Genomic DNA, 12,394 nt, shown 5'->3' on the forward strand with positions numbered 1-12,394 from the left:
GCTGGACGCCGGCATGAACGACCTGATGCGGCCGGCGCTGTACGACGCCTTCCACGACGTCGTGCCGGTGCGCGAGCGGGCGGGCGAGGCCGGCGCCTACGATCTGGTCGGGCCGATCTGCGAGTCGACGGACGTGTTCGCCCGGGAGCGGCGGCTGCCGCCGGTGCAGGCCGGGGACCTTGTCGCCTTCATGGGCGCGGGGGCGTACGGGGCGGTGCTGGCGAGCGAATACAATTCACGGCCGCTGGTCCCGGAGGTGCTGGTCGACGGCGCCCGCTGGGCGGTGGTGCGGGCGCGACCCTCCTATGACGAGATGTGGGCGCGGGAGCCGGGGGCCGACTGGCTGCGGTGAGTTTTACCCGGGTGAAACCGGAAAAAACGGTGTGTCAGAGTCGGCAGTGTCGGCAGGGTCGCGGAAATTCGCGGGGGCGGAGTCGGCAGAGTCTATAACGGCGCGCCTCGGGCGGTGCGGCGGGGATTCGGTTGGCAAAGACCGGCGGGCAGACGATGGCGCATTATGCGCCCGCTGCTTCCTGAGGCGGGGAAACCGGGTCGAGAAAAGCCGATGCGTCTGGAAAGTCAGGCGGATTTCCGCGTAATCCGACTATTAATCCGTGGATTGTCAGCACAGCGTCACATTCACCTCCCTGACGGCGAAGGCCGACGGGGAGGACAGGTCGATGCGAAGCAGCGACCAGGAGGGGGCGGCGCCGACGGAGAGTGATTGGCGGCCTGGCTTCCCGCCACCTGCGCCGCCCCCTCCTGATCGTCGCTGACGCGCCGATCTGTCCTCCCCATTCGCCTGACGCGAATGGGGAGGTGAAATGAGCCTCAGTCCAGGGCGCAGATGTCGGGGAGGCCGCGCAGGGCGCCGGCGTGGTCGAGGCCGTAGCCGACGAGGAAGCGGTTGGGGGCTTCCCAGCCGACGAAGTCCGGTTCGGGCGCGCGCGGCAGCGGCCAGGGCTTCTTGGCGAAGACGCAGGTCAGAACCTCGGCCGCCCCCGCCTCGCGGGCGATGCGGACGGCCTCGGCCAGCGACAGGCCGGTGTCGAAGACGTCGTCGAGGATCAGCACCTTCTTGCCGGCGATGGGCCGCTGGAAGGGCGCATAGACGTCGATCTTGCCGCGGCTTTCCTTCTCGTCCCCGTAGGAGGCCAGCCACAGGGCGTCGAAGCGGACGTTGCGGCCGATCCGCGACAGGGCGCGGGTCAGGTCGGCGGCGAACCACAGGCCGCCGGTCAGCAGCACCGCGGCGACGGTTTCGTCGTCGGTGACCGGAGCGATCTGGCGGGCGAGGTCGGCGACGATGCGCGCGACCTCCGCCTCGGGCAGCAGGACGGTGGGGGTCGGGGTGTCAGCCATGCGAGGCGGATACCGCCTCGGGCCCGTGCGAGTCGATAGCCCCGGGCGCCGCGACGGGCACGGCGTCGATCGGCTGCATGTTCAGCGCCTCGACCGGCCCCGGCGAGAGGGCGGGACGCAGGCCGCCGACGTCGGCCGTGGGCAGGGGGCGATGGACGGCCGGAGCGGCGGGGCGGGCGGGCGGGGTCCGGGCGGGGGCCGCGTCCTCCAGCACGAAGGCCACGCCGACGCCCTGGCCCTTGCCGCCCGGGTCGGCGATGGTGGCCGCGAAGCCCTGGACCTTGCCGGGCAGGACCGGGGCGGCGTCGATGCGGACCACGGCGTGGCCGATCTCGGCCCCCTGCCGGTCGAGCAGGGCGACGCGCACGGGGGGCGCGATCCGCTCGTCGTCGCGCACGTTCCTGAGCGCGCCGGAGACCAGCACCTTGCCGGGGTCGTGCGGCGCGGCGCGGGCCGAGACAGCCTCGAATTCGAGCCCGGTCGGATTCACGGTCAGGCCGACGGCGGCGTAGGCGGCTGCGGCCCGGGGCGCCATCTCCACCACCTCGACGCGGAACAGCCAGGCCGCGCCCAGCAGGGCGGCGAAGCCCGAGGCGATGCCGGCCCAGACGACGCCGTGGGCGGCGGCGCGGCGCAGGCGACGCTGCTGTTCGGCGCGGGCCCGGAAGGCGCGGGGCAGTTCGGGCGCCGGGGTCTCGGCCAGCGATTCGGCGGTTTCAGCCGGCTCGTCGCGCCGGGACGCGCCGGGCGACTCCCGTCCGGGCGGCGACACCGACAGCTCCAGCGGCTCCTCGAGGGTGGCGCGCCAGGTGTGTTTGCAGCTCTTGCACCGCACGGTGCGGCCGCCGGGGCCGATCGCCTCGTCAGGGGTGAAATAGCTGGTGGCGCAGGACGGGCAGGTCAGTATCATGTGCGCTGACTGAGAGGCGTTCCGCCCCCTCCCGTCGCGGCTCAACGGCCGCGTCCTGACCCAAAATCGATGCCCGTCCAGCCCCGCCGCGCCGCCTTGACCGACTCCGCGACCGACACCGTCCGCCTCTCGGGCGTGGGCTTCGGCTATGCGGACGGCCCACGCGTGCTGCGGGACGTTAACCTCATCCTGACAGCCGGCTCTTTCCACTTCCTTACCGGGCCGTCGGGAGCGGGAAAGTCGACGCTGCTGAAACTGCTGACCCTGGCGGAGCGTCCGACGGCCGGGCGGCTGGAGCTGTTCGGGGAGGACGCGGTCGAGGCCCTGCGGCCGGCCCTGCCCGGCTTCCGGCGACGCATGGGGGTGGTGTTCCAGGACTTCCGCCTGCTGGACCACCTGTCGGCGTTCGAGAACGTGGCCCTGCCGCTGCGGCTGGCGGGAGCGAAGCGCGAGACCTACGCCGCCGACGTAGAGGAGATGCTGGACTGGGTCGGGCTCGGCGACCGCATGGACGACCGGCCGCCGACGCTGTCGGGCGGCGAGAAGCAGCGGCTCGCCATCGCCCGGGCCGTGGTCAACCGGCCGGAGCTGATCCTCGCCGACGAGCCGACCGGCAGCGTCGACGCGGCCATGGGCGAGCGGCTGCTGAAGCTGTTCCAGTCCCTGAACCGGCTCGGAACCACGGTGCTGATCGCCAGCCATGACGAAACGCTGGCGGCGACGTCCGGGGCGTCGCTGCTGCGGCTCGAGGGCGGACGGGTGATGGGAGGCGAGGCGTGATCGGCCGGCTGACGCCGCGGGGGGCGGGAATACTGCCGCGCGACGGCGGCGGAGAGCCGTGGCTGGCGGCGGTGATCGCCGTGCTGTGCTTCCTCGCCTGCCTCTCGGCCGTGGGGGCCGTCGCCGCCGACCGGGCGGCGCATGGCTGGGCGCGGCAGCTGCGCGCCGAGGCGACGGTGCAGGTGCGGCCGCGCGTGGGCGAAACGGGAGCCGAGGCCGCCGCCCGCGCCGCTCAGACGCTGGCGGGCGTGGACGGCGTGGACGAGGCGGAGGCGATGGACCGCCGCACCGCCGAGGCGCTGTTGCGGCCGTGGGTGGGCGACGCCGTCCTGCCCGACCTGCCCCTGCCCCATCTGGTCACCGTGCGGCTGGATCGCGACGCCCCGGCCAGCGCCGTCAGCCTGAGCCGCGCCCTCGCCGAGGCGGGCGTCGACGCCACCGTCGACGACCACAGCCTGTGGCGCGGCGAGGTCGAGCGTTCGGCGGCCCTGATCACCGCCCTCGCGGTCGCCGCCTTCCTGCTCACGGCCGGCGCGGCCGGAGCGGCCATCGTCTATGCGACCCAGGCGGGCATGGCGGCGCAGCGGACCATCATCGACACCCTGAGTCTGAACGGCGCGTCGGACGGGCGAATCGCCGGCCTGTACCAGACCCGCTACGGCCTGCTGGCCGCCGGCGCGGGCGCCGCCGGGGCCGTGGCCGCGATGGCGCTCGTCGCCGGGCTGAGGCTGCTCGGCGGGGCGGAGGGCGTCACCCCGGCCCTGCCGCTGGCGTGGAGCGACGTGCTGATGCTCTCGCCATGCCCGCTGCTGGCCGCTACGGTGGCGCTTGTGGCGGCGCGGATGACGGCGCTGGCGCGATTGCGGGGCCGCCGCTAGGTTAACGCCATGAAGTTTCTCACCTTCATCGCCATCATCGTCCTGATCTGGCTGGTCGGGCTGTTCGCCTTCGCCGAGCGGGTGCGCGGATTCACGCCCGCCGCCGAGCCGGCGCGGGCCGACGCCATCGTGGCCCTGACCGGCCCTTCGGCCGAGCGCGTCAACGCCGCCATCCGCCTGCTGGAGCAGGACAAGGGCCAGCGGGTGCTGATCTCGGGCGTGAACCGGGAGGTGCGGCGTCAGGAGCTGCGCGCCCTGACTCCGGGCTCGAACAAGCTGTTCAACTGCTGCGTCGATCTGGGCTTCGAGGCCGAGGACACCATCGGCAACGCCCAGGAGATCGCCGCCTGGGCTGACGCCAAGGGCTATGACAGCCTGATCGTGGTGACGTCCGACTACCACATGCCCCGCGCCCTGACGGAGATCCGGGCGGCGGCGCCGGAGCTGGAGCTGACGCCCTACGCTGTCGAGACGCCGTCGCTGGACGATTCGCGCTGGTGGCGGGCGGCGGCGGCGGCGCGGCGGATGACGCTGGAGTACATGAAGTATCTCGCCGCCCTCGGCCGCGCCCTGGTGGGCGGCGGCGAGTACGAGGCGGCGACGGAGGCCGCGCCGGCCGGGAAGGCCGCCTGACGTGACTACCCTGCGTTCGCTGCTGTTCGTCGCCTGGCTGTATCTGTCCATGGCCCTGTTCGCGGTCGGCCTGTCGCCGGCGCTGCTGCTGCCGCACCGGTTCGCCATGGGGGTGATCCGCGGCTGGTCGCGCTTCGTCCTGTTCGGCCTGCGCTGGATCGCCGGGGTCAGGGTCGAGTTCCGCGGGCTGGAGCACCGGCCGACCGGCGCGGCCCTGATCGCCGGCAAGCACCAGAGCATGCTGGACGTGATCGCGCCGTTCGCGGTGCTGCCCGACAACTGCTTCATCATGAAGAAGGAGCTGCGGCCCCTGCCCTTCTTCGGCTGGTTCGCGTGGAAGACGGGGATGATCGCGGTCGACCGTTCGGCCCACTCCAAGGCGCTGAAGGACATGGTCAAACAGGCGCGGGCGCGCTTCGCACAGGGGCGGCAGATCCTGATCTTCCCGGAGGGGACGCGAACCGCGGTGGGCGCGGCGCCGGACTACAAGCCGGGCATCGCGGCGCTGTACCGGGACCTGGACTGTCCCTGCGTGCCGATGGCGACCAACTCGGGCGTCCACTGGCCGGCGCACGGGTTCAGGCGCTATCCGGGGACGGTGGTCTATGAGTTCCTGCCGGCGATCCCGGCGGGACTGAAGCGGGCGGAGTTCATGGGGGCGCTGGAGGCGCGGATCGAGGGGACGTCGAACGGGCTCCTGACCGCCGAAAGCCCTCGCACCCTGTCCCGGGACTAACGCAGCGTCTCCCACGCCAGCGCGTGGACCTTGTCGCGCCCGAGGGCGGCGGCGAGGGGCGGGTCGGCGAACAGGCCGGCGATGGCGGGGTCCCTCACATCCAGACCGCCGGTGAAGGCGCCGAAGGCGGGCAGGACGGCGCGGCGGCCGTCGGTGACGAAGGCGGGGCGGCGGACGCCGCGGCCGTGAGCGGCGACGCGGGCGGCGGGGTGGAGGTGGCCCGCGATCTCCCCCGGCCGGACGCCCGGCTGCGGCTCGTGGATCAGGCCCAGGGCGCCGAGGGACAGGGTTTCGATCACCTGCCCGGGCAGGGCGTCCATCGCGCCGGCGAGGGCGCGGATGTCGTGGTTGCCTTCCAGCCAGATCCAGTCGCGGCCGGCGGCGAGGCGGTGCAGGCGCGAGGCGTCGTCGGGGGCCATGCGGGCGACGGATTTCGAGTCGTGGAAGCTGTCGCCGAGCAGGACGACGGTCGCGGGGCGCAGGGCCTCGATCTCGGCCTCGAGCCGGTCGAGGGTGGCGCGGCTGTCGTAGGGGGGCAGCATCTGGCCGCGCGCGGCGAAGGCCGAGCCCTTCTCCAGATGCAGGTCGGCGGCGATGAGAGTGCGGTGATTGAGCACCCACAGGGCGCCGGAGCAGCGCAGCACGCAGGGCTCGCCCTCGATGGAGACGCGCAGGCCGCCGCTGGGGCAGCGGGCGGGGGACAGGGCCTGGCGCAGGGCGGCGTTCACCGGGCGGCCTCCGCCGGCGCCCCGAGCGTATCCGGGCCCATGACCTCGGCGATCAGGTCGGCCTCGTCGAAGCCGTAGGCCGAGGCGTCGAGGATCATCTCGGCCGCCTGGCCGCCGCCGACGCGCTCGCGGCCGATCTGGACCAGAACGGGGACGCAGAAGGGCGAGGGACGCTCCAGATGGACGTGTCTGATGTGGCCCTGGATGCGCTCGAGCAGCTGGCCGAGGCGGGCGACGTCGAGCAGGCCGGCGGCCGCGTCGGCGCGGGCGGTCTTGAGCAGCAGGTGGTCGGGCTGGTGGCGGCGGAGCACGTCGTAGATCAGGTCGGTCGAGAAGGTCACCTGCCGGCCGGTCTTCTCGTTCCCCGGCTGGCGCTTCTCGATCAAGCCGGAGATCAGGGCGCAATTGCGGAAGGTGCGCTTCATCATGAAGCTCTCCTCCAGCCAGCTCTCGAGGTCGTCGCCGAGCATGTCGGGCTCGAACAGGGCGTCGAGGTCGAGTCCGTCCATCGGCTTGATCGACCAGACGGCCAGCGAATAGTCGGTGACGACGAAGCCCAGCGGCCCGACGCCGAGGCGGTCGAGGCGGCGGGTCAGCAGCATGCACAGGGTGCCGTGGGCGAGGCCGCCGGCGAAGGGATAGGCGACGAGGAAGTGGCGGCTGCCGCGCGGGAAGGTCTCGACCAGCATGGTCTCCGCGTCGGGGATGGCGGACTTCCCGGCCTGCAGCTCCAGCCACTCCTGCACATCGGGCGGCAGGACGCGCCAGTGATCGCGATCCTCGATCAGGGCGCGGACGCGGTCGGCCAGCGACCGCGACATGGGGAACTTTGATCCTCCCCAGGAGGGGATCTTCGGGTCGCTGTCCTGGGCGTGGGTGACGAGGGCGTCCATGCCGGCGATGGCCTGGAAGGCCCAGACCTGACCGGCGAAGACGAAGGTGTCGCCGGGGACCATGGGCTCGAAATAGCTCTCCTCGGCCTCGCCGACCTTGCGGCCGCCGATCAGGCGCTGGCCCCGGCGCGAGGCGACGCGGACGTTGAGGGTGGCGGCCGTGACGATGGCCCCGACGTTCATGCGGTGGCGCTGGGCGACCTGCTGGTTGCGCACCTTCCAGCGGCCCTGCCGGTCGCGCACGATGCGGGCGAAGCGCTCATAGGTGCGCAGGGCGTAGCCGCCGGTGGCGACCAGATCGACGACCTCCTCGAACTGCTCGTACGTCAGGCCGCGATAGGGGCCGCAGCCGGTCACCTCGGCGTAGATATCCTCCATCGCGAAGGGCTCGGAGCAGGCGCAGCCCATGACGTGCTGGGCCAGGGTGTCGAGCGTGCCGGTGTGGACTGGCTCCCAGTCGAAGGCGTTTTCGGCCACGGCCTCGCGGGCGGCCTGGCATTCCAGCATCTCGAAGCGGCTGGCGGGGACCATCAGGGCGCGCGACGGCTCGTCGAGGCGGTGGTTGGCGCGGCCGATGCGCTGGACGAGGCGGGAGGCGCCCTTGGGGGCGGCCAGCTGGATGACGAGGTCGACGTCGCCCCAGTCGATGCCGAGATCGAGGGTCGAGGTGCAGACCACGGCGCGCAGGTCGCCGCGGGCCATGGCCGCCTCGACCTTGCGGCGCTGCTCGGCGGCGAGGGAGCCGTGGTGCAGGGCGATGGGCAGGTTGTCGTCGTTGATGGCCCACAGCGACTGGAAGACGAATTCGGCCTGCCAGCGGGTGTTGACGAAGATCAGGCTCATGCCCGAGCGGCGGATGGCGTCATAGACCTCGGGGATGGCGTGCCGGCCGGTGTGGCCGGCCCACGGGACATGGCCCTCGGAGACGAGGACGTCGACCACCGGCGGGGCGCCGGGTTCGCCGCGGACGATCACGATCCCTTCTCCCCCGGGGGAAGAAGGTGGCCCGTCAGGGCCGGATGAGGGGTAGGCCGGCTCCGGACCAGCTGGCGGGGGCGATGAGGAAACAGCCCCCTCATCCGAGCGGCTCCGCCGCCCACCTTCCCCCCCGAGGGGAGAAGGAAGACCGGGCCTCAGCCAGTCCGCGATCATGTCCGGATCGTCCACCGTGGCTGAGAGGGCGACGCGGCGCATGGCGGGCGCGTATTTCTGCAGGCGGCCGAGGCCCAGCGAGAGCAGGTCGCCGCGCTTGCCGCTCCAGATGGCGTGGACCTCGTCGAGGACGACGCATTTCAGGTCGGCGAAATAGCTGCGCGCGCCGTCCCAGGCGCAGAACAGGGCCAGCTGTTCCGGGGTGGTCAGCAGGATGTCGGGCGGAAAGTCGCGCTGGCGCTGGCGCTTGGACTGTTTGGTGTCGCCGGTGCGGCTCTCGACGTGGATGTTGAGCCCGATCTCGCGGATCGGCGTCATCAGGTTCCGCTCGACGTCGGTGGTCAGGGCCTTGAGCGGCGAGAGGTAGAGGGTGTGGACGCCGGAGCCGGGGCCGGTCGCCGGCTTCGGCCCGCGTTCGGCGAGCTCGATCAGCGAGGGCAGGAAGCCGGCCAGGGTCTTGCCGCCCCCGGTCGGGGCGACCAGCAGGGCGTGCGAACCGGCCCCGGCCGCGGCGATCATCTCGAGCTGGTGCCGCCGGGCCGTCCAGCCGCGCGAGGCGAACCAGTCGGCGAAGAGCGGCGGAAGCGTTGCGGGAGGGGGCGGCGGCGTCACGATGCGCCTATAGCATGTTCCCGTTCCGTTTCATCCGGTGAGAGCACGGACCGCCACGTAGATGGCGACCAGGATGATCAGGCCGGCGAAGAGGCGGCGGCCCAGCAGCGCCCGTTCGCCGAGGCGCCGGGCGATGGGCAGGCCGGCGGCGGTCCCGAACGCGCCGCCGGCGACCATGGCGAGGACGACCGGCCAGTCGACGAGCCCCGACACCGCATAGTTGGCCGAGGTCGAGGCGCCGAACACCGCCACGCTGAGCAGGGACGAGGCCTGGGCGTGCATCAACGTCATGCCGGTGGCCGCCATCAGCCCCGGGACGATGAGGAAGCCGCCGCCGATGCCGAAGAAGCCGGCGGCGAAGCCCGCGCCGAGGCCCATCGGGGCCAGCCGCAGGGTCAGGCGGCGGTCGAGGCGAACCGCGCCGTCGCCCTCGTTGCGAGACTTGCGCAGCATCGACAGGGCGATCAGCACCATGGCGAGAGCGAAGAAGAGCAGCAGGCTGCGACCGTCGACCTGTTTGGCCAGGGTCGAGCCGACCAGCGCCCCCAGCACGCCGGTGACGGCGAACAGGCTCGCGCAGGGCCATTTGACCCTTCCCGCGCGGGCGTGGCCGGTCAGGCCGGTCATGGCGTTGAGCGCCACGCCGGCCGCCGAGGTGCCGATGGCCACGTGCGGGTCGCCGATCCCGACGAAGTAGAGCAGCAGGGGCGCGGCCAGCACCGACCCGCCCCCACCGAACACGGCGAGGAACAGGCCGACCACGGCGCCGCTGAGCGCCGCCGCGCCCCAGGTCCACAGCATCGGGTCCATCGGCTCAGGCCGGGGAGGAGGTCACGGGCAGGCCGGCCGCCTTCCAGCCATTGAGGCCGCCGTGCAGCACACAGGCGGAACTCTCGATACGCGAGGCCAGGCGGTCGCAATGCATCCCGGTGCGCGCGCCGCTGCGGCACATGAAAATGACCTCGCAGCCCGGCTGGACGCCGAGGTCGGCCTGTTCGAAGGTCGACAGGGGAGCCGAGACAGCCCCCGGCAGATGCTCGGCGGCGAACTCGTCGGACTCGCGGATATCGACGACGACGGCGCGGCCGCTCCTGAGGCGGTCGGCGACCTGATGGGGTGACAGGGGGGTGAGGACGGACGTCATGACGCTTGCTCCGGGGAGTGCGGGTTGAAGATGGCGGCCAAGGTGGCGATGACGCGAACCACGGCCGGGTCGGCGATGTGGTAGAAGATGGCCTGGCCCTCGCGACGGGTCGCGACCAGGCCCTCATCGCGCAGCAGGGCCAGGTGCTGGGACAGGGCGGATTGGGACAGACCGACCAGCGGGCACAGCGCACCAGCCTGGAGTTCCCCGTCCCCGAGCCGGCACAGGATCATCAGCCGCTTCTCGTTGGACAGGGCCTTGAGAAGCGCCGCGGCCTGCGTCGCACTGGCCTCGAACCGCGCGAGGTCGATGTGGGTCATACCGTTCATGCCGCCTATATATTCGAACTTGCTAAATTAGCAATGACTAATATATAAATCCCGCAGCCGTTCAGGAGCCCCGCCATGAAGCCGACCGTCCAGGCCTTCTTCGACAAGGCCACCAACACCATCAGCTATCTGGTCAGCGACCCCGCCGCCGGCGTGGCCGCCGTCATCGATCCGGTGCTGGACTACGACCCGGCGACGGTGAGGACCTCGACCGCCAGCGCCGACGCCATCCTGGCGGCCGCCGCGGAACAGGGGCTGCGCATCGAGCGGGTGCTGGAGACCCACGCCCACGCCGATCACCTGTCGGCGGCGCACTACATCCGGGAAAGGACCGGGGCGCGGATCGGGGTCGGCCGGCGCATCACGGAGGTGCAGAAGACCTTCGCCGACCTGTTCGAAACGGACGACCTGACGCCTGATGGCGCCGTGTTCGACGACCTGTTCGACGACGGTGACCGCTTCGCCATCGCCGGACTGGAGGCCGAGGTGATCCACACCCCCGGGCATACGCCCGCCTGCGTCAGCTATCACATCGGCGACGCGGTTTTCGTCGGCGACACCCTGTTCATGCCGGACTACGGCACCGCCCGCACCGACTTCCCCGGCGGCGACGCGGCCACGCTGTTTCGCTCGATCCAGCGTCTGCTGGCCCTGCCGGACGAGACGCGGCTGTTTGTCGGCCACGACTACCTGCCGGAGACCGGCCGCAGGGCGTTCGGCTGGGAGACGACGGTGGGCGAGGAGCGCCGCGCCAACGTCCATGTCGGCGGCGGGGTGAGCGAGGCGGACTTCGTCGCCCGCCGCAATGCGCGCGACGCCGGGCTGGCCGCACCTCGGCTGATCCTGCCCTCGCTGCAGGTCAACATCCGCGCCGGGGACCTGCCGCCGCCGGAGCCCTCGGGCAAGCGGTTCCTGAAGTTTCCGGTCAACGCCCTGTAGGCTGATGTTCCCGTCCATCTCGGGAACACGCACCCTGCCGAAGCCGAGGCAGCTGGGGCCGGCGCTGCGGACGAACGTCAGAGCTCCGGGATGACAGGTCCACGCGGCAAGATGTTCCCGTTCCGTTTCACCGCCCAACGCGCTATCTAGCGTCAGTGCCCGTCTCCACCCTCCCCTCTTCCGCAGGCCTGACCGGGGCCGAGACGTGGCTGGCCCTGCCGGCGGCGCTGGCCGTGCCGCCGGGGGCGGGGGCGATCTGCGATGACGGGGGCCCGAGGAAGATCGGGCGGGGGGCGGCCGAGGGGGCGTTCACGACCGGGCCGGTGCTGGTGGCGCATGCGTCGTTGACCGCTCGACGGCTGGGGCTGGCGCCGCCGCCGCGGTCGGGCGACCTGCTGGACGTGCTGGAGCTGTTCGCCTTCGTGCGGCCGGCGCGGTTCTGCGCCCCGTCGCCGAGCGGTCTGGCGCTGGCCATGGGACAGAGCGAGCCGAAGGGGGCGGAGGCCCAGGCCGAGGCGCTGCGGCGGGCGGCGGACGGGCTGCTGCGCGAGCTGGCGGACGCCGCCTATCCCGACCGGGAGGCCGCCTTCACCCTGGCCGAGACGCTGGGGCGGGCAGGCTGGGCGTGGGGCTGGCGGGTTCTGGGCGCCCTGCAGCACCAGCCGGTGCGGGAGCGGCAGCATCGCGGGTCCGGGCTGGACGCCTGGTCGCGCCTGCCGGAGTGGGAGGACGAGGCGCCGCGCGGCGAGGCGGGGTCGGCCCCGGTCGATTCCGAGAGCGCGCGCATCCGGCTGGAGAAGCTGCTGCAGGCCTCGGGCCTCGACGAGACGCGGCCGACGCAGAGCGACTACGCCGCCGAGGCCGCCTTCGCCTTTTCACCGCGCAACGAGGAGGGCCGGCCGCGGGTGCTGCTGGCCGAGGCGGGGACGGGCACGGGCAAGACGCTGGGCTATCTGGCCCCGGCGTCGCTGTGGGCCGAGCGGAATTCGGGCGCGGCCTGGGTGTCGACCTACACCCGCGCCCTGCAGCGGCAGATCGACCGCGAGAGCGCGGCCCTGTGGCCGGATCCGGTCGAACGCAAACGCAAGACCGTCGTGCGCAAGGGGCGGGAGAACTACCTGTGCCTGCTGAACCTGCAGGACATGGTGCAGGCGGCCCAGCTGGGGAACGGCGACCTGATCGGCATGGCGCTGGCCAGCCGCTGGGCCATGCACACCCGCGACGGCGACATGACCGGGGGCGACTATCCCGGCTGGCTGCCGGGGCTGTTCGCGGTCGGGACGAGCCAGCAGGCCAGC

At 72.4% G+C, this 12,394-nt stretch carries 13 protein-coding genes and 1 pseudogene; 7 read left to right on the forward strand and 7 right to left on the reverse strand.

Features of this window, described 5'->3' with window-relative positions; translation table 11 throughout:
* The coding region (locus VGD32_RS04720) for a diaminopimelate decarboxylase family protein (protein WP_414644342.1) at nt 1–352 on the forward strand (352 nt) is incomplete at its 5' end.
* A gap of 479 nt (nt 353–831) precedes the next feature.
* Here VGD32_RS04720 and VGD32_RS04725 read toward each other — a convergent pair.
* Entirely contained in the window at nt 832–1,362 is a 531-nt protein-coding gene (locus VGD32_RS04725) for a phosphoribosyltransferase (RefSeq protein ID WP_331030752.1), read from the reverse strand.
* Complete coding sequence (locus VGD32_RS04730) at nt 1,355–2,272, reverse strand: MJ0042-type zinc finger domain-containing protein (protein WP_331030753.1); 918 nt, start codon at nt 2,270–2,272, stop codon at nt 1,355–1,357. The genes VGD32_RS04725 and VGD32_RS04730 overlap by 8 nt, the downstream gene beginning before the upstream one ends.
* Before the next feature lie 69 nt (nt 2,273–2,341).
* On the opposite strand from VGD32_RS04730, the gene VGD32_RS04735 reads away from it, so the two are divergent.
* Genes VGD32_RS04735 through VGD32_RS04750 form a run of 4 tightly spaced genes read left to right on the forward strand, consistent with a single transcriptional unit; the run spans nt 2,342 to nt 5,299 of the window.
* On the forward strand, nt 2,342–3,052 hold the full coding sequence (locus VGD32_RS04735; protein ID WP_331030754.1) for a cell division ATP-binding protein FtsE: 711 nt from the start codon (nt 2,342–2,344) through the stop codon (nt 3,050–3,052).
* Entirely contained in the window at nt 3,049–3,930 is an 882-nt protein-coding gene (locus VGD32_RS04740) for an ABC transporter permease (RefSeq protein WP_331030755.1), read from the forward strand. Before VGD32_RS04735 ends, VGD32_RS04740 begins: the two co-directional genes overlap by 4 nt.
* A 9-nt stretch (nt 3,931–3,939) precedes the next feature.
* Nucleotides 3,940–4,563, forward strand: a complete 624-nt coding sequence (locus VGD32_RS04745; RefSeq protein ID WP_331030756.1) for a YdcF family protein — start codon at nt 3,940–3,942, stop codon at nt 4,561–4,563.
* Nucleotide 4,564: 1 nt separating this feature from the next.
* Nucleotides 4,565–5,299 carry a lysophospholipid acyltransferase family protein gene (locus VGD32_RS04750; protein ID WP_331030757.1) on the forward strand — a complete coding sequence of 245 codons (735 nt, stop codon included), beginning with the start codon at nt 4,565–4,567 and terminating at the stop codon, nt 5,297–5,299.
* On the opposite strand, the gene pdeM is transcribed toward VGD32_RS04750, so the two are convergent.
* From pdeM to VGD32_RS04775, 5 genes are read right to left on the reverse strand one after another with little or no spacing between them, the layout of a single operon-like run.
* Entirely contained in the window at nt 5,296–6,027 is a 732-nt protein-coding gene (gene pdeM / locus VGD32_RS04755) for a ligase-associated DNA damage response endonuclease PdeM (protein ID WP_331030758.1), read from the reverse strand. The two genes, VGD32_RS04750 and pdeM, sit on opposite strands and share 4 nt — an antisense overlap.
* Nucleotides 6,024–8,684 carry a ligase-associated DNA damage response DEXH box helicase gene (locus VGD32_RS04760; protein ID WP_331030759.1) on the reverse strand — a complete coding sequence of 887 codons (2,661 nt, stop codon included), beginning with the start codon at nt 8,682–8,684 and terminating at the stop codon, nt 6,024–6,026. Before VGD32_RS04760 ends, pdeM begins: the two co-directional genes overlap by 4 nt.
* Nucleotides 8,685–8,714: 30 nt before the next feature.
* On the reverse strand, nt 8,715–9,494 hold the full coding sequence (locus VGD32_RS04765; protein ID WP_331030760.1) for a sulfite exporter TauE/SafE family protein: 780 nt from the start codon (nt 9,492–9,494) through the stop codon (nt 8,715–8,717).
* 4 nt (nt 9,495–9,498) lie between these two features.
* Nucleotides 9,499–9,828: a rhodanese-like domain-containing protein gene (locus VGD32_RS04770; RefSeq protein WP_331030761.1), complete on the reverse strand. Its 330-nt coding sequence runs from the start codon at nt 9,826–9,828 to the stop codon at nt 9,499–9,501.
* Nucleotides 9,825–10,157, reverse strand: a complete 333-nt coding sequence (locus VGD32_RS04775) for a metalloregulator ArsR/SmtB family transcription factor (RefSeq protein WP_331030762.1) — start codon at nt 10,155–10,157, stop codon at nt 9,825–9,827. The genes VGD32_RS04770 and VGD32_RS04775 overlap by 4 nt, the downstream gene beginning before the upstream one ends.
* Before the next feature lie 75 nt (nt 10,158–10,232).
* Between VGD32_RS04775 and VGD32_RS04780 the strand changes: the two genes are divergently transcribed.
* Together VGD32_RS04780 and VGD32_RS04785 are read left to right on the forward strand one after the other, a co-directional pair.
* Nucleotides 10,233–11,096: an MBL fold metallo-hydrolase gene (locus tag VGD32_RS04780; RefSeq protein WP_331030763.1), complete on the forward strand. Its 864-nt coding sequence runs from the start codon at nt 10,233–10,235 to the stop codon at nt 11,094–11,096.
* Nucleotides 11,097–11,251: 155 nt separating this feature from the next.
* A pseudogene (locus VGD32_RS04785) lies at nt 11,252–12,394 on the forward strand (ATP-dependent DNA helicase); the annotation flags it as partial.

Origin of the sequence: Brevundimonas sp. (assembly GCF_036402095.1) — a bacterium.
Classification (GTDB): Bacteria; Pseudomonadota; Alphaproteobacteria; order Caulobacterales; family Caulobacteraceae; genus Brevundimonas.

Excerpts from the sequence above, each read along its gene's own strand:
- VGD32_RS04725 (WP_331030752.1), bottom strand. The coding sequence starts at position 1,362 with ATGGCTGACACCCCGACCCCCACCGTCCTGCTGCCCGAGGCGGAGGTC.
- VGD32_RS04730 (WP_331030753.1), bottom strand. The coding sequence starts at position 2,272 with ATGATACTGACCTGCCCGTCCTGCGCCACCAGCTATTTCACCCCTGAC.
- VGD32_RS04735 (WP_331030754.1), top strand. The coding sequence starts at position 2,342 with ATGCCCGTCCAGCCCCGCCGCGCCGCCTTGACCGACTCCGCGACCGAC.
- VGD32_RS04745 (WP_331030756.1), top strand. The coding sequence starts at position 3,940 with ATGAAGTTTCTCACCTTCATCGCCATCATCGTCCTGATCTGGCTGGTC.
- VGD32_RS04765 (WP_331030760.1), bottom strand. The coding sequence starts at position 9,494 with ATGGACCCGATGCTGTGGACCTGGGGCGCGGCGGCGCTCAGCGGCGCC.
- VGD32_RS04770 (WP_331030761.1), bottom strand. The coding sequence starts at position 9,828 with ATGACGTCCGTCCTCACCCCCCTGTCACCCCATCAGGTCGCCGACCGC.
- VGD32_RS04775 (WP_331030762.1), bottom strand. The coding sequence starts at position 10,157 with ATGAACGGTATGACCCACATCGACCTCGCGCGGTTCGAGGCCAGTGCG.
- VGD32_RS04780 (WP_331030763.1), top strand. The coding sequence starts at position 10,233 with ATGAAGCCGACCGTCCAGGCCTTCTTCGACAAGGCCACCAACACCATC.